The sequence below is a fragment of the Neorhizobium sp. BETTINA12A genome, assembly GCF_023006485.1.
GTDB lineage: Bacteria > Pseudomonadota > Alphaproteobacteria > Rhizobiales > Rhizobiaceae > Neorhizobium.
The window spans coordinates 1-16606 of the sequence record NZ_JALBGW010000049.1; the positions used below are offsets into that span (position 1 = coordinate 1).

Sequence of the window (16606 nt, forward strand, 5' to 3'; positions counted from 1 at the left end):
CGGCGCGGGCGATCTCGACCGAGGCGACATGCGGGACCAGCACGCCGCTGGCGCCACAATCGAGCACCGACTGGATGGCGCTCGGGGCCGACGAGGGCACCCGGACGAGGCCGGCGATATCGTTCGCCCGGCATCCCAGCAGGATCTGGTCGGTCGCGAAACGATCGATCGGCGCGTGTTCTTCGTCAATGACCACGAAATCGAACCCGGCGCCGCCGAAGATTTCCGAGGCATGGCTGGTGGGCGTCTTGACGAATGTGCCGAGCAGTTGCCGAGACGCCCTGAACCGCACCGTAAACTCCGTCCGTGGCATGCTTTTCCTCCCCGAGGCCGCTTTGTTTCAGTGACTCTGAGGCGTTTGGCGGCATTCGGCGAGGGTCGGCGTGGGGACATTTCAATGACTGAAATACAATCCCACAGGCCCGTTCAGACGGCTGGCTTGACCAGCTTGAACACCGCCTGGAGCGCTGCGACAGCCTCGTTGCCCACTTCCGCAAGCCCGTCGAGGAACACCAGCGTGCGCGTTTTTCGGGTGACGCGACAGCGGGCGATCACGAAGTCGAACGGCCGAACGGCCGCGAGAAACTGCACGTTGAGCTGGACCGTGACGGACCGCACCGGCGGTGCATCAGGTTCCTGAGCGCGCGACAAGGTTTCATGGAGCGTGCCGCCCAATGCCTGATCGCAGAAGGTCGCGAGCGCGCCTCCATGCATTACGCGCGCGTTGTTCAGAGTCTGCGGCGTGCAGAGTAGTCCGAAGAGGATCTGCCCATCCTCCTGCTTCTGCCAGAACGGCCCGACCACATCGGAGAAAGGGTTGGACCGGCGCTTCGTCCAACCTGCCGCGGCAGGATCGAAGACGGTCTGCGAAACCGGCTCGAGACCATCCATCACGCGGCCATCCTTGCCGCTTCGAGCGACAGGATCTCGCGGGCTTCCGCCGGCGTCGCGGGCTCGGCCCCGAGTGCCCTGATGATCTCGACCGCGCGTTTGACCAGCGGCGCATTGCCTTCGGACAGAACACCGTGTTCCAGGTAAAGGTTGTCTTCCAACCCGACGCGGCAATGGCCGCCGAGGATGACCGACTGGGCGACCATGGGCATCTGAAAACGGGAAATGCCGAAGGCAGACCAGATGGCGCCCGCCGGTATCAGCGAGCGCATCAGAAGCATCGCCTCGGTCGTCGCCGGAGCGCCGCCCGGAATCCCAAGGCAGAACTGGAAGAATGGCGGTTGCGGCAGATGCCCGGCCTCGAGCAACCGCACCGCGACGCCCACATGGCCGACATCGAAAACTTCAAGCTCCGGCTTCACACCGGCCGCCTGGATGGATTTCGCCATGGCGATCAGATGCGGCGGCGTATTGACGATCGCCCGGTCGCCGAAATTCATGGTCGCCACATCCAGCGTGCAGATATCGGGGCGCAGGCGCGAGACATGGTCGGTGCGAACATTTGGAGACAGGACAGGCGGCACGGCAGTCTCGTCCAGTGTCGGCGCGTAGCCAGCGCCCGGACCGGCGGTCAGATTGACGATCACGTCCACCCCGGAGCGGCCGATACGCTGCATCACCTCCTCGTAAAGTTCGAACTTCATCGATGGGGCGCCGGTCTGCGGATTGCGGACGTGGATATGCACCGACGCAGCACCGGCCCGCGCGGCTGCAATCGCCTCATTGGCGATCTGCTCCGGCGTAATCGGTACATATTGGCTGTTCCTGGATAAAGCACTGCCGCCCGTGACGGCACATGTCAGCACAACCTTACGCTTCATTGGATCCCTCTTTGGGTTGGTCACGATTGGACACAGCTCGGCCTGCCCTGATCGAGCAACGCCCAGCAGATCAGTGTTGATTGTGGCTCAGTAGCCGGCGCTATTGAGGTTGCGCATATCCACTTTTATGGCGGATGCGGTCTCGAGCATGGGCTGGATTACGCTCTCCACGATGCGATCGGACGGAACCGCGGTACGATAGAAGCCGACCCCCATGCAGGCAGAGCAACGCTGACCGTCGAGGATCGGGACAGCCACGAAATCGAAAACCCGCCGCGGTCCGCCGACGCGGGCATAACCGCGCTTGCGGGTTGCCCTGAGGTCCCTCAGCACCCGCGCGGCATCGAACGGTTTGCCCTGCCCGCGGCGCTGCTGGGTCAGTGCGTTCAAAAGCAGCGCACGCTCCTCGTCATCGCAGAACGCCAGGTAACACTGGCCCATCGCGGTCAGTTCCAGATCCAGGAACCGGTGCAGCACGGGAAATGGATAGGACCAGGGACTGATCGGCGCCGTGGTAAAACTGACCAGGATGTGGCCGTCGCGCAGCGTTCCGAGGCTCACGGGCCACTTGATATCATTGGTCAACGCCACCGCCCGCGACCGCGCCGCCTCGATCAGCAACGGCGCGCCGCTGAACCCGGAAGCAAGCGAGACGACCTTGGAGGTCACGCTATAGCCGCCGACGAAATTGTCGCGGACGACGTATCCTTCGCTGATCAAGGTTTCGAGCATTCTGACGATCGTCGACTTGGAAAGGCCCGTCACCTGATGCAGCGAGCCGATGGTGGCGATACGCTGGGCATTGAGCGCCTGCAGCAGCAGCAGAACCCGGCGGGCGGATTCGACGGGAGCATAGGACGCCTTGTGTTCGTCGACGCTGCCACGCAATGAGTTAGCCCTGCAATGAAGATCGTTATATTTCGGCAGCTGCGGAGATCTGGCCGGTCTCTCCTTAAGCTCGCTATCCAGCATCCAGAACTCCTCCCAGAATTCCCTCTGCACCAGTCTCCCAACCAATGCCTAAGCAAACGGTAGTCCCCGCCGGGCGATGAGGCCAGAGGCTTCTTTTTTTCATTTCAGCAGATGAAATGAAAACGGTCACGATTGCTGCCGGCGGAAGGCCAGCGCGATGGCGCCGGAATAACAGGCGGCAAGCGCCGCGACGCCGACGATGGGAATGACCATACCGACAAACGTCGCCGCGGTTCCGATGACGAAACTACCGACCGCGGGACCGCCACGGATGATCATGCTATAGATTCCCATCACGCGGCCCAGCTTGCCGGGCTCACTCTCCAGCTGCAGCAAGGCTTGTCCGGCGATCCCCGCATACATGTTGGCGAACGACATGCAGAAGATCGCAATCAGCGCGAGGTGAAAACTCGGCGTCAACGCGAGCACCGCAAGGGCGGCGGTGGCGCAAATCGCGGCAAACGCGATACCAAGCAGGCCCCGCGCACTCGGTGGCCGCAGCAGGGTTATCGTGCCCGAGACCACCGAGCCGAAGGCGGAAGCCGCCATCAGCCCCACGAACCCGTCTATGCCTTTTGCGAACAGGGCGTCGGAGATGGCCGGAAGCATCTGCAAGATCCCGTTGACGCTGATCCCTGTCATCCCCAGCAGCCCCAACGTCGCCAGAAGGCTTTTGTGGCGAAGCACATAACGAAAGCCATCGGCGGTGCCCGATCGCTGAACGCCGTCCGAGGGTCGATCGATACCCTTCTGGACCCGGATCATAGCCAGTGCATAAGAGAAGAAGGCGATTGCCGCGGCACTCGCCGCAAAGGTGACGCCGACATTGACTTTACTGATCAACAGCCCGGCGATGATCGGGCCAACGAACCGGGCGAGGTTGAAACTCAGTGCATTGACCGCCACTGCCGCATGCAGATAGTCCGCAGGCACGATTTCCCGAATGAGCGATAACCGCGCCGGCTGTTCGAGACTGCTGGAAATTCCAAGGATCAGGGTGAGCCCGAGCAGCACTTCGACGGTGGTGAGCCCCAGCCACGAGAGCAGGGCCAGCGCCACGGACTGCAGGATGGCGACCGATTGGGCCGAACGCAGTACCTTGATCTTGTCATGCGCGTCGGCGAGCGAGCCGGCAAAGCTGCTGAGGAAGATCGACGGCAGCATGTCGGCGGCGGCAATCAACCCGAGCCAGAATGGCGACTTGCTGAGCTCCCATGCTAGCCATGCGACGCCGATCTTCTGCATCCACATGCCGAGGACGGAGACGATGCTTCCGATGGCAAAGCGACGGTAATGCGGGTCCTTCAGGGCAAGCAGAGGGTTGTAGCGCACGACCTTGTCAGCGCTCATCAGCACAGCCGGAAAAATGGAAACTCAGCAGATATTGCAAGTTTCACCTGTGAATATCGGGGTTGGTTGATGGGTGGGAAACGCTGTCCGGCTGTTTGCCGGATTTCGATGAGTTACAACCCGGACGGTCGAGGGGTCCACCTTCGCCGCGCGGCGATTTCACGACATGAAACACGATCGCGCCATAACACGTGGTAAAATCCGCCCGGCAACGATGGAGAAGCTCTCAATCCTCTTCCGCAAAAACGACCCTGCGGCGGTTGCGGATCGCCGGAAAGAGCACCGCAAAGAGTGTCACTGCCGCGACAAATAGCAGGCCGGCGGTGAGCGGCCGCTGGAAAAACACCAGCGGATTGCCGTCCGCCAGCAGCATGGCGCGCCGCAGGTATTCTTCCAGCAACGGTCCGAGCACAAAGCCCAGCAGCAGGGGCGCGGGTTCGCAATCGAGCTTGGTAAGGCCGTAGCCGATAACTCCGAAAATCGCCATCACGACCAGATCGAACGGATTGTTGCCGACACTGTAGACGCCAATCGCCGAGAAACCGATGATCGCCGGAAAAAGGTAGTGGTTGCGCACCGAGAGCAGCTTTACCCACAGCCCGACAAGCGGCAGGTTGAGGATCACCAACATCAGATTGCCGATCCACATCGAGACGATCACACCCCAGAACAGAACCGGCTTCTCATTGACGAGATTGGGGCCCGGCGCCACGCCTTGCAGCATCAACGCGCCGATCATCAGCGCCATGATCGCGTTCGAGGGGATACCGAGCGTCAGCATCGGGATGAAGGAGCTCTGGGCGCCGGCATTGTTGGCCGATTCCGGACCGGCAACACCGGCGATCGCGCCGTGGCCGAACCGTTCGGGATGGCGGGAAATCTTCTTTTCCAACGCATAAGACGTGAAGGACGACAGCATCGCGCCACCACCCGGCAGGATTCCGAGAATGCAACCGAGCCCCGTCCCCCGCAGGATAGGCCAGGCTGACTCCTTGATATCCGCCCAGGTGGGCATGAGGCCGGTGACGCGCTTGGTCAGCACATCCCGCTCCTGCTCCTTTTCATCCTCGAGACCACGCAGGATTTCGGCGATCGCATAGACGCCGGAACCGAAGGCGATAATCGGAATGCCATCCGCAAGGTCAAGCGTGCCGAGCGTCAGGCGCATGCTGCCGGTATAGACATCGGTCCCGACGCAGCCGAGCAGCAGGCCCAACACGATCATGACAAGTCCCTTCAGTACCGAACCGTGCGCCAGCGCAATCGAGGCCACCACCCCCAGCACCATCAGCGCAAAATAGTCCGACGGACCGAAGCTGAGGGCAAGCGAGGTCAACGGCAGCGCAAACAGCGCGATAACGAGCGTCGCGACGCAGCCGGCGAAGAACGAGCCGAGCGCGGCGATGGCAAGTGCTGCCCCTGCCCTGCCCTGGCGCGCCATCTGGTAACCGTCGATGGCGGTCACCGCCGATGTCGCCTCGCCAGGCAGGTTGATGAGGATCGCGGTGGTGGAGCCGCCATATTGGGCGCCGTAATAGATGCCGGCCAGCATGATCATCGAGGCCTCCGGCGCAAAGCCGAACGTCACCGGCAGCAGGATGGCGATCGTACCGAGTGGACCGATGCCCGGCAGCACACCGACGGCCGTGCCGAGCAGGCAGCCGATGAAGCAGAACATCAGATTGGAAGGCTCAAGAACCGCCCCGAAGCCGAGCGCGAGATTGGCAAAGATATCCATGGCGTTTCTAACCCGTGATCAGGTCGCCCCAGAGGGCGATTGGCAGGTTCAGGAGATAATGGAATACCGCCACGCAAAAGACGGTGAAACCGACGGACAGCGGAAGGGATTGGCGCAGGGTGGCAAACCGGCTGGCAAAACTGGAAAAGAAGATCGTCAACGCCACTGCGGCCACCAGACCCAGCGACTGGATGGACGCTGCAAAGACCAGGGGGGACCCTATGATCAGAATGGACGCCTTGACCGGGGCGAACCGCAACGGCTGGGCGCCTGCGGGGATCGGCGTGAAAGCCACGGCCAGGGACAGGAACCCGAGCACGATCGAGAGCATGACGGGAAAGAACCCGGCCCCCATCTCGGCCGCCGTGCCGATCTTCAACGTTTCATAAGCGTAGATGCCGACAGCCACGCTGAAACCTACGAAAATGGCGGCGAAAGTGACATTTCGGCGACTGAGCGAGCGGTGCTGTCGCGTTGCGATGGCCATGCTGTTTTCCTCCTCAACGGCATTCGATCGGTACGATATGGAAATTAGCTCTGAGCCTGCGAGCTGCCCTCCGGCAGCAGGGCTTCCCGCAGATCTGCCGGCATCGTCGTCGTCGGCTCCAGCCCCTTGAACAAATGGGTAAACACTTTCGACTGGATCTTCCAACCATCCGGCCAATCGCGCACGACCACTTCGAGAACGTCCGAAATGCTGTTTGGCCCATTGATGGGCAGGACCGGCAAACCATCGACCGCATAGATGGTCATGATATATTGGATCGTCGCCCGATCTCGGCTCTCGATCGAAACGATCGGGTTGTTGATCAGATGGCGCGCAACGCGTTCGCCCCGGCTGCGGCGCCAGTCGTAAAACGCCTTTATCTGCTCCCTGCCGACAAAAGCGGAAGGGCCTGACCCGAACACGCCATCCTCGGTGAACATCATATGCGCACCAGCACCCCAATTGGTGTCGACATCGTTCCAGTACTCGGTGACGAGGGACAGGATTTCGGCCTTGGCAGTCAATTCCGCGAGTGCATCCATTTCCGGTTCCAGCTTTTACATGAAGTAGAGTTCGAGGGCATTTCGACCGCCGATGCGCCGTCGCATGACCAGGTCAGGCACCCATTCGGAAAGCGCCGCAACGGTCTCTCCGTAAGTCACGTTGTTTTCGTAGGCGGCAAAAGGCCAGTCGCTCGCCCAGACCAGCCGCTCCCCGCCCGTCCGCTTCACCAGCTCCCGGGCGCAATCCACGGCGGCCGAGGACGGCTTGAACCGGTAACCCGCCGAAAGCTTGACCCAGGTATTACCGCGATCGATCGCGTTGAGGACGAGGCGAAATCCGGGATCGTCCACACCCTTGCCGGCTTCCGGCATGCCCATATGATCGATCACCACGCGCGCGCCTGCTGCCTCGATCTCCTGCATCATCTTCGGCAGTCGATCCGCCCTTTCGATCAGGTGCACGTGCCAGCCGAGATCGGCGACCCGCCGCAACAGCCGGCGATAGTCCGGCGAGGTGATATCCGGCGCCTCCGCAAGCGTTCTCCACATCAGCCGGATGCCGACGAAGCCGTCGTCGCGCATCCGCTCCAACTCATAGATGCCGATGGACGGAGAGACGATTGCCGTTGCCCGCAGGCGGCGATATCTGCGCAAAGCATCACGAACGTAGTCGTTATATTCGCCGTGCAAGCTGGCGGCAGCCACGACCCCGAGCGAGATGCCATGGTCGTCGAGCAGCTTGATCAGCCGCTCGGTGCCTGCATCTTCCGGCGGTCGGTGCCAGGCATCAGGCGCCAGCGGCAGGTCCGCCGTATAGATGTGAAAATGCGCATCCACCAGCGGCGCGTCGGCGGGCCGATGTGACCGGACAAGGGTATCACTCGACATCGGATGCGCTCCCGGATTTCGTCAATCTGCCGGCCGTCGCTCTCTGTTTCGGAGAGACCGAAGGACTATTCGCTCCGGATCTTGTATTTGGTGATGATGTTCCGCCACAGCGCTTCTTCATCGACGACGATCCTGTGGAACTCCTCTGGCGTGGTCGGCGCCGGGACCTGGCCCGCAACGGCGAATTTCCGGATGGCGTCGTCCGACTTCAGATATTCCGTGAGCACGTCGTTGATCTTCTTGACGACCGCCGGGGGCGTACCCTTGGGCGCCATGATGCCTCCCCATGGCACGGCAACGAGATCGAGCCCCGCCTCCTTCAGGGTCGGAACGTTCGGCAGTATCTTGACCCGGTTGGCGGAGATGACGGCGAGCGGCTTTAGAGTGCCCGCCTCGATGTGTTTGATATAGGCATCACCGAGATAATCCACGGAGAGATCCAGGCTCGCCGACAGCATGTCGGTCACGATCGGCGGGCTGCCCTTGTAGCTGACAAGCTTGATGTCGATCCCGGCCATATCCATGATCGCGGTCTCGATCATGTGACCGTAGGAGCCGATGCCGTTGTTGCCGGCGCTCACCTGCGAGGGGTGCTCCTTCACATAGGTGATCAACTCGCTGAAATTGTTGGCCGGAAAATCCTTGCGGGCCACCAGCACCATGTCGCCGACGGAAAACTGGATGATGTGTTCGAAATCCTGCAGCGGCTTATAGGCCAGCCCGGGCATGGTGTTGGTGAAATTGGCCGCCGGTCCCGGATAGGCGGTGACCAGCGTATAACCGTCCGGCTTCTGGCGGGCCACATAACCCGTGCCGATCGCGCCGCCGGCCCCCGGCTTGTTTTCGACAATGACGGTTTGCCCGATGCCCTTTTCCAGCGCCGCGGCCACCAGCCGAGCCAGATAATCGCTGCCTGCCGAAAACGCGTGAACCAGAGTGACCGGCTTGTCCTTCGGCCATTCCGCCGCCAGCCCGGCACTGCTCGCTGCGTTCACACCCGCGAACGCCAGCAAGGCAAGACCGATCGATGTCAGTATCCTGCGCATTGTCTCTCCTCCCTCAACCCGGATCGGCGCTTGATGCTTCTTGTTCCGGTGGAGATGGATCATAGACAAAACCAGAGCCTCGGCTATTGCAGCGGGGCATCTGTTTCAGAGGCTGAAATAGGGGTCTGCAGTCGGTGGAGGCCAAGACTGCAAGTTTCACAAAGTCCCGGACAGGGACGGGAAGCCCGGACGTGACGTTCACCAGCACTGGCCGAGTTGGGACTAACCGACGACTTGGCAGCACATGATCGACAGTACCATCGCTCGGGGGCATTCTCAGGCTGCGGGCGCTAAGGGGGACTTATAAGGAGTCTTTTGGTCGATCGCGCGGCGGTTTCTTTGTCGGTCGAGTTAATCTTATTTAGCACCGTCTCGTCCGTATCAATCTCGTAGAGCGTGCTGTCGACCGCCCGGATTATCACCCACGCCTTGTCTGACTGCGTGGGTGCCGAGCCGGCGAACTCCCCCAGATTACCTGCCGCGTATCCTCAGCCAAGGCGGTCAAATCAGAGCCCGAAAGCCAGGCATTGTCTTGGGCTAATTCCTCAAGTTGTTCGCCGCCTTCGCCTGTGGTCTCAAACCGTTCGTGCCCAGGTTTGAACGACTTGACTGTCGAAACGATACAATTTGCTTCCATGGACCGAGGAGCCAAAAGCCGCAGTAAGTCTCTGAGATCAAGCGCGAGGACGTGATCTTTGAGATCGTAAATCCTAATCGTCGCCATGGGTGCTCATTTGCGCCTTGCCGACATCGGGCACCCCTTGCATGTCCGCAGACATGTACGTGATGCATAAGCTCCCGCTTCAGGCACGCGTTGAAGCCCCTCGCGAGCCTGCGTATTCTCGGGCAGCTTCACCTCGTCGGCAAGTCCGAGTGCCATGAGAGCCTGGATGAAGGTCCAGCCGAGGTCGATCTGGCCATCTTCTAGGCCGAGGCGTGCGGATTGTGGGAAAGCGTGGTGATTGCCATGGAAGGCTTCGCCAAATGTGATCAGCCCGTAGGCCGGCAAATTGTAGCCCTGGACTGCAACGTCCTTGACGCTCCAACCCTGGTGGCCACTGCGGTGAGCGAAGTGACCGATCAGCCAATGGCCAGTAAGCGAGACAGAGACGCGCACCGCGATTCCCCATACCACCCAGCTCCAGCCGCCGATGGTGAAGAAGAGTACGGCCCATGGCAACTGTTGCGCCATCCACCTTCGTTCGAGGAATTGGTAGAACCGGTCCCCGCGCACAGCCTTCTCGATGACGAAGGTGGGCGGATGTTTCAGTTTCACCGCACAATGCATCTGCCACCAGGCATCGACGAGGAACGAGCGGCGATGAGCATGTAGCGGGTGGCAATCGCGCTGACGCTGTGCCCAGTCGCGGATGTCGTGTGCGTAGATCATGCCGAACGGCCCGGCCATCCCCACCAGCGTGCCTAGATAGACAAGGATGTATTCTACCGCCTTGCTGGTATGAAACGAGCGATGAATAAGCAGGCGGTGCATGCCAACCGAATGACCGGCACAGATGGTGATCACCGTGGAGACCACGAAGAGCGCTAAGGCGTCCCAGCTGAATGTCAGCGGGCCGAGAGCCAATGCAATCAGTGTCAGCATGCCGGTCCAGATCGATTTCTCCGGCACCCAAACCACTTTGCCATCGGTAGCGCTGCTCCTAGGAGCGGAAATCATGCGTTCGGTAGAAAGGGTCTGCTTCGCTACAGTAGACATTGCCAAATCCAGGCTTTGCGTCGCCCACGCCTTGCAAAACTGCAGACGGAGAGATATTTAGTTCATGAGCTAAATACTTATTTCTTAATTTAGGCATTTAGGCAATGGCCTAAATGGTGGTGTTTCGAGGTTGGACGTGGTGGAGCAGAAGTCGAACAAGCCGATGGAAGAAGTGTTGAGCTCGAGTGGTTCGTTACAGAGCGTCTTCGAGGCACTAGCCTCAGCGCCGCGCCGGCGCATCCTAGCCTATCTGGCACATACGTCGCTGACGGCGGGGGAGATCGCGTCGCGCTTCGATATGTCTAAGCCTTCGATCTCCCAGCATCTCGGCGTGCTGGAGAATGCCGGCCTGATCGCCAAGAAGCGACAAGGCCAGTTCATCCACTATTCGATCGTGCCCAACAATCTCGCCAACACGCTGAACGGCTTCATGCAAGACGTCTGCCCGGTCGCGCGGCCAATCAAGAGGGAAAGCCGAGAGATCGCAGATGCAAAGACCGGTCCAACGAAAGGAAGCGAGTAGCGCTGGCGCGCAGGACGAACAAGCGACTGAAGTCTGCTGTCAGCTCATTGCGGTCATGGCACGTGCCGCAAAGGCCGACCAGCGTTGCCGAATTTGGCCATTCGGCAAATCAGCTCGCGAAGTAGCGCGTTGGCGTTGTGCCCAATGCCTTCTTAAACATGACGATAAAGGCGGTAGCCGATTCGTATCCCAAGTCGCTCGACACCCTCTGGACCGTCGCGCCGCTGGCCAGTTCGCGCAACGCGATGATCAGGTGCAGTTGCCGCCGCCATCGGCCGAAGGTCAGTCCCGTTTCCTGGACCATCAGCCGCTTTAAGGATCGCTCACTCATGGCAACGTGTGCCGCCCAATCGACCAGGGTGCGACGGTCGCTCGGCTCCGCCATCAGGGCAGCAGTGATCGCGGCGATTTTGGGATGGCTGGACGCGGGTAAGTCCAGCCCCTGTATCGGCATTTGCGCGAGTTCATCCAGCAAGACCCGCACCATACGGCCGACATGGTCGTCTGGAGCATAGTTGACCGATACATCTGCCAGTCGGAGGATCATCTCGCGGAGCATCGGCGACACAGACAAAGTGCAGCACTCCTGCGGCAGCGTCGCCGCGTCTGGCTGAACGAACAGATAGGACAGGCGTGCGTTGGACGTGACCTGGTTGCTGTGGGGCACGCCGCCGGGTATCCAGACTCCGCAGTCCGGAGGGACAATCCAGAGGCCATTTTCCGTCTTGCATGTGACCGCCCCGTGCAGGGCCAAAATGAGCTGCCCTTGCTTGTGCTGGTGCTGGGGCACCTCAGCTTCATAGTCACTGAAGTCGAGGCGGACAGCGAAGGCCGGGCGATCTGACCAGTCGGGATCGAAGTCGTCGTAGCAAGAGCGCAGCAGTTTTGCAGATTGGCCCGATTTGGAGATCATTTGGCATTATCTCCAAATTCGTGCGCCCTGCAATAGTCTACTATCGGGCGATCAACCACCGAAAGGAGACTGTTATGCGAATTTCTGTCGTCGGCGCAACGGGACGAGTTGGCGCCAAGCTGACCCGCACCCTGCTGAGCGCCGGGCATCAGGTCAGAGTGTTGTCGAGAGGTGGCCCCGCGCTCGACGCACTGGTCGAGCTCGGAGCAGAGCCATTCCTGGGAAGCTTTGACACTGGAGCGGGAGACCTTGACCAATTTTTCCAGGATGCGGATGCCGCCTTTCTCATGGTGAAGACCGATTGGAACAACATCGAGGGACACTACCCCGCTGTTGCCCAGCGCTTCGTCGATACGCTCGAAAAATCCTCCGTCAAACTGGCCGTAAGCCTGACGGCCATGGGGTCGGACGTGAAGGGGAAGACGGGTCATTTCGAGTGCTTTCACGATCTGGACCAAAAGCTCAACGAACTCGGCAATATCAATTTGGTCCACCTGCGCGCCGCATGGTTCATGGAAGATCTGCAGGCGTGGACGGCACCGGTTGCCAAATACGGTCGAATTGCCTGGTTCTGCAAACCTGATTTGAAGATGCCTTGGGTAGCGACCGATGACATCGCATGGCTGGCAGCGAAGGAACTGACCAATCCGACGGGCAGACACCGCGTCTATCTCGAAGTCGGCTCGGAAGATGTCTCGATGAACGAACTGGCCGTGATCATTGGCAAGGAGATCGGCAGGCCGGTGGAGTACCGATACATCGAGACGACCCGCAAAGACGTGGAAGCCGAATTTCTGGCGCGGTTCGGGACGCCGGAGAAATGGCAGGACGACACTCTGAGTGCTGACGCTTTGAACAATGGCATCGTAAGGTTCCATGGGGAGCACGAGGATCGTCCGAAATTGCCCACAACGATGGAGCTGTTCATTGGTGACGTTTGGAAGCCGCGTTACCTGGAGGCGGTCAGAGCGGGAGACCAACGAGAGACGTTTCCCATGTGGACCGCCAGGGACTAGCTGAATGTCATACTGGCTCTTTTGAATTGTCTCAGCAATTTTCAGTTCTTACTGGATGCTGCCGCAAATTATTGCGGTAGCTATATGACCGCAATTGGCGCTCCAGCGACATGATAGAGGTGACCACGGGCGTGGCCGTGTCGCAGAAGCCTAATTTTGCGACTCTGCGAAAGTCAGACGACCAAATCGAGCAAAAATCGGGATTTTTGCGACGGGGAGGTCCGGAGTCGGCGCTGAGGAGACATCGACCATTCATCAAACGCCACTATCCAACGCAGCTGCAGCGATTTGAATTGCCTATGGGGTCCGGACATTGAGATCCACTTGCCTTGCTGCGACGATTAATCTCCCTAATATCCACTGGGACAATGATATCGTAAGGTGCTCTAATGCAGTCAGATAGAATTCGAGATGCGGTCGCGCTATCGCTTCGCAGGATGATCGGTTTGTTCACCTATCCCTCTCCGCGACGACAGTGTAATTCAATATGTTGAAGGTGAGATCGGCCTAAGGCTGACGGAAGATTATCGGTACCTGGTCAAAAATGCGGGTAACATCGTGCTGACCAAGGAGTTGCTTTATCTTCGTGCAGACAGCGATGGGCGATGCAACATTGTTCCGAGCGTCGCTGGCGCAAGGAAAGCAGGCGTTCCAATCGATTGGCTGCCTATTTGTCGAGACAATGACGATTACTATTGCTATTACCGGGCGGGACCGTCGAACATCTGGTCCCACGACCAGATGTTCGAGCAACGCTGGGCGGACCTTTCGGATTGGGTTATCGACAGTTTCATCAACGGGAACTGACCGTGCCATTGCCGCGCACGTTACGCGATCAGGGACGAGCATCCGTCACACCGTCGCTGTTGATTGCTACTAGGCCTGGAATGTCTCCTCTTGGCGCATTCTTGCCATCAATGTCGCAGCGGTAGCTTTCGGAACGGCCTACCGCGCTTGGGATGATGTCCCAAGAGGTGGTGTAGCTTCGGCGGACGCCGCGCTTTCCGGTCTGGGCCGGGAACGGATCAGCTTGCCGCAGCAGGCAAGTTGATGATGGGATCATCGCTCATTGTGGCGATGGTCTCAAGGGTCATATAGCGAGAGCGCTGGACTGACCTGCCACTGAACTTTCATCCAGCGGCGGTTAGAGCCTCGGCGGCTTTGAATACGCCAAATGGCGCGGTGTGAGCAACCGGCGGAAACGCGAAGCTTTCATCTTGCGCAGCGTTGGAGCCGGTTGCGGCGATGGTCCCGGCATAGTCTGCCGGGGTCTGATATCCGAGCGATGAGTGCGGCCGGAAATGGTTATAATCCTCAGCCCATTCAGCGATGGCGCTGCGGGCATGATCGAGGCCGAAGAACAGGCTCTCGTTGAGCAACTCGTCGCGCATGCGACCGTTGAAACTCTCGACATAGCCGTTCTGCATTGGCCTTTCCGGCGCGATGTAGTGCCACTCGACCTTGTGATCCTTCGACCAGGCAAGAATGGCATTCGAGGTGAATTCGGTGCCGTTGTCGGAGACAATCATGTCAGGCTTGCCCCGTCGTTCGATCAGCGTCGTCAGTTCCCGAGCAACACGGCGACCGGAGATCGACGTGTCGGGGATTGCCGCCAGGCATTCGCGCGTCACATCATCGACAACGTTTAGCGCCCGGAAGCGTCTACCGCAGGCAAACTGGTCGTGGACGAAATCCAGCGACCAGCGGGCATTGGCCTTCGCTTCGACCAGGATCGGCGCACGCGTGCCGACAGCACGCCGACGGGCCTTTCGCTTGCGAACGGAAAGCCCTTCCTCGCGATAAAGACGGTATATGCGATTGACCCCGGACGGCTCTCCGTCTCGCCGAAGCAGGATGAATAGCCGCCGGTAGCCGAAACGCCGTCGCTCATTAGCGAGGTCACGCAGCTTCGCTCGCAGATCGACCTCCGGTGGTCGATTGGACCGATAACGGATCGTCTTGCGGTCGGCGGATACGATCTGGCAGGCCCGCCGTTCCGAAAGACCCATCACGGCCTTCAGATGCGTGACGGCTTCACGCTTGGCGGCAGGCCCTACCATTTTTTTGCAAGAAGCTCGCGGAGCGCGGCTGCATCAAGCATCTGTTCGGCCAACAGCTTCTTCAGCCTGGTATTCTCGTCCTCAAGCGCCTTCAGCCGTTTCGCCTCGGAGACTTCCATGCCGCCATATTTGGCTTTCCAGTTATAAAACGTCGCTTCTGAAATCCCGTGCTTGCGGCAGAGGTCGGCCGCCTTCACGCCAGCCTCCTGCTCCTTCAGCACACCGATAATCTGCTCTTCCGTAAATCTCTGCTTCTTCATTCGTCCGTCCCTTAACAGGCCGGACTCTAATCCATTCTGGAGGAAATTCTCAGTGGCAGGTCAGCCAGTCCGAAGTTCGCGATGGAGTTGTTGTAGTTCAGTATCTCGAAAAGCTGACGTGGATGCGTCAAATCTGAAAACCTGCCTGAAATTGCTTCGGATAGATTGCAAAATTGATGAGCCCCGCTAGTTCAGCTCCTGCGAGCTGCTCCGACGTAGCAAGCAATTAGTCCCAATAGCATCGGCTATCGAACCTACCTGACTTGCCCCAGTCGTTCACGTTGATAGCTGCCGTCCTGTACGTGACGGCACCAGTCCAAATTGTCCAGATACCACCGTACAGTCTTCTGAATGCCCGTCTCGAATGTCTCGGTAGGTTGCCAACCCAATTCTTGTTTGATCTTGCCCGCATCGATGGCATATCGGCGATCGTGTCCGGGCCGATCCTGCACGTGGGTGATCAGCGACCTGTAGTCTCTCACAGGATGGTCGACACCAGGAGGAGCCAGCTGTTGCAGGACATCGCAGATTATTCTGACAACCTCCAAATTCTGTTTTTCATTATGGCCACCAATATTGTAGGTCGACCCAACGTGGCCTTTGCTCACAACCTTGTGAAGCGCACGCGCATGGTCCTCGACGTAAAGCCAGTCACGTATCTGATCGCCAGATCCATAGACCGGCAGGGGCTTCCCCTCCAACGCGTTTAGGATCACCAGGGGGATCAGCTTCTCCGGGAAATGGTAAGGGCCATAATTGTTGGAGCAGTTGGTGACCAGAACCGGCAGGCCATATGTTCGCATCCAGGCGCGAACCAAATGATCGGAACTAGCCTTGCTCGCCGAGTATGGGCTGCTGGGGGCATAACCAGTGTTTTCGGTAAAGAGGTGGTGGTGGGCATCCACGGCATCCGCCGGATGAGGCAGGTCGCCGTAAACTTCGTCGGTAGAGATATGATGGAATCGGAAGACCTGTCGACGCTCGGCGTCCAGTCCCTGCCAATAAGCTCGACTTACCTCGAGCAGGGTGTAGGTGCCAATGATGTTGGTCTCGATAAAGGCCGCGGGACCGTCGATGGACCGGTCAACATGGCTCTCTGCTGCAAGGTGCATGACGGCATCTGGGAGATGTTGGTGGAATATCCGCTCCAGCTGAGGCCGATTACAGATATCGACGTGCTCGAACATATAACGGCTCGATCCCTCGATTGAACGAAGGCTATCGAGATTGCCGGCATAGGTCAGCTTGTCGACGTTGACGATCGAGTCGCCGGTATTCTGGATGATGTGACGGACAACAGCCGACCCGATAAAACCGGCCCCGCCTGTTACCAGAATTTTCATTCCCGTCGATGCTCTTGA

Annotated in this window: 17 protein-coding genes; 3 read left to right on the top strand and 14 right to left on the bottom strand. The window is 59.4% G+C overall.

What is annotated here, in order from left to right:
• The 11 genes from MOV61_RS14405 to MOV61_RS14455 form a co-directional block, all read right to left on the bottom strand.
• On the bottom strand, nucleotides 1-313 hold a 313-nt coding region (locus MOV61_RS14405), incomplete at its 3' end, for an aldolase/citrate lyase family protein (RefSeq protein WP_247137047.1).
• Between the two features lie 113 nt (nucleotides 314-426).
• Nucleotides 427-891, bottom strand: a complete 465-nt coding sequence (locus MOV61_RS14410; protein ID WP_247137048.1) for a PaaI family thioesterase — start codon at nucleotides 889-891, stop codon at nucleotides 427-429.
• Nucleotides 891-1772: a 3-keto-5-aminohexanoate cleavage protein gene (locus MOV61_RS14415; RefSeq protein ID WP_247137049.1), complete on the bottom strand. Its 882-nt coding sequence runs from the start codon at nucleotides 1770-1772 to the stop codon at nucleotides 891-893. The genes MOV61_RS14410 and MOV61_RS14415 overlap by 1 nt, the downstream gene beginning before the upstream one ends.
• Before the next feature lie 87 nt (nucleotides 1773-1859).
• The gene (locus MOV61_RS14420) at nucleotides 1860-2744 is read right to left on the bottom strand and encodes a helix-turn-helix domain-containing protein (RefSeq protein ID WP_080719327.1); all 885 of its coding nucleotides are present in this window, start codon (nucleotides 2742-2744) and stop codon (nucleotides 1860-1862) included.
• 126 nt (nucleotides 2745-2870) lie between these two features.
• Complete coding sequence (locus MOV61_RS14425) at nucleotides 2871-4094, bottom strand: MFS transporter (RefSeq protein ID WP_258718893.1); 1224 nt, start codon at nucleotides 4092-4094, stop codon at nucleotides 2871-2873.
• 226 nt (nucleotides 4095-4320) lie between these two features.
• Nucleotides 4321-5832, bottom strand: a complete 1512-nt coding sequence (locus tag MOV61_RS14430; protein WP_247137051.1) for a tripartite tricarboxylate transporter permease — start codon at nucleotides 5830-5832, stop codon at nucleotides 4321-4323.
• Nucleotides 5833-5839: 7 nt separating this feature from the next.
• Nucleotides 5840-6319, bottom strand: coding sequence for a tripartite tricarboxylate transporter TctB family protein (locus tag MOV61_RS14435; protein WP_247137052.1), 480 nt, complete (start codon nucleotides 6317-6319; stop codon nucleotides 5840-5842).
• 44 nt (nucleotides 6320-6363) lie between these two features.
• A complete protein-coding gene (locus MOV61_RS14440) occupies nucleotides 6364-6861 on the bottom strand; it encodes a nuclear transport factor 2 family protein (protein WP_247137053.1) in 498 nt (165 codons plus the stop codon).
• A gap of 15 nt (nucleotides 6862-6876) precedes the next feature.
• The gene (locus MOV61_RS14445; protein WP_247137054.1) at nucleotides 6877-7710 is read right to left on the bottom strand and encodes an amidohydrolase; all 834 of its coding nucleotides are present in this window, start codon (nucleotides 7708-7710) and stop codon (nucleotides 6877-6879) included.
• Between the two features lie 65 nt (nucleotides 7711-7775).
• Nucleotides 7776-8756, bottom strand: a complete 981-nt coding sequence (locus MOV61_RS14450; RefSeq protein WP_040124553.1) for a tripartite tricarboxylate transporter substrate binding protein — start codon at nucleotides 8754-8756, stop codon at nucleotides 7776-7778.
• A 730-nt stretch (nucleotides 8757-9486) separates the two neighbouring features.
• Nucleotides 9487-10473, bottom strand: coding sequence for an acyl-CoA desaturase (locus MOV61_RS14455; RefSeq protein WP_408962380.1), 987 nt, complete (start codon nucleotides 10471-10473; stop codon nucleotides 9487-9489).
• A gap of 163 nt (nucleotides 10474-10636) precedes the next feature.
• On the opposite strand from MOV61_RS14455, the gene MOV61_RS14460 reads away from it, so the two are divergent.
• A complete protein-coding gene (locus MOV61_RS14460) occupies nucleotides 10637-10996 on the top strand; it encodes a metalloregulator ArsR/SmtB family transcription factor (protein WP_247137072.1) in 360 nt (119 codons plus the stop codon).
• A gap of 109 nt (nucleotides 10997-11105) precedes the next feature.
• Here the strand turns inward: MOV61_RS14460 and MOV61_RS14465 are convergent, their stop codons facing one another.
• Nucleotides 11106-11909 carry a helix-turn-helix domain-containing protein gene (locus MOV61_RS14465; protein WP_247137055.1) on the bottom strand — a complete coding sequence of 268 codons (804 nt, stop codon included), beginning with the start codon at nucleotides 11907-11909 and terminating at the stop codon, nucleotides 11106-11108.
• Between the two features lie 74 nt (nucleotides 11910-11983).
• On the opposite strand from MOV61_RS14465, the gene MOV61_RS14470 reads away from it, so the two are divergent.
• Both MOV61_RS14470 and MOV61_RS30595 read left to right on the top strand, forming a co-directional pair.
• On the top strand, nucleotides 11984-12925 hold the full coding sequence (locus MOV61_RS14470) for an NmrA family NAD(P)-binding protein (protein ID WP_247137056.1): 942 nt from the start codon (nucleotides 11984-11986) through the stop codon (nucleotides 12923-12925).
• Between the two features lie 456 nt (nucleotides 12926-13381).
• Nucleotides 13382-13732: an SMI1/KNR4 family protein gene (locus MOV61_RS30595; protein WP_408962382.1), complete on the top strand. Its 351-nt coding sequence runs from the start codon at nucleotides 13382-13384 to the stop codon at nucleotides 13730-13732.
• 323 nt (nucleotides 13733-14055) lie between these two features.
• Here the strand turns inward: MOV61_RS30595 and MOV61_RS14475 are convergent.
• Nucleotides 14056-15245 (bottom strand): IS3 family transposase gene (locus tag MOV61_RS14475; protein WP_247137057.1). Its coding sequence is split into 2 segments (ribosomal slippage): nucleotides 14056-14993 and nucleotides 14993-15245, totalling 1191 coding nucleotides; the frame shifts between segments, so codons are not numbered across the junction.
• A 254-nt stretch (nucleotides 15246-15499) separates the two neighbouring features.
• The gene (gene rfbB, locus MOV61_RS14480) at nucleotides 15500-16588 is read right to left on the bottom strand and encodes a dTDP-glucose 4,6-dehydratase (RefSeq protein WP_247137058.1); all 1089 of its coding nucleotides are present in this window, start codon (nucleotides 16586-16588) and stop codon (nucleotides 15500-15502) included.
• Nucleotides 16589-16606 lie beyond the last annotated feature (18 nt).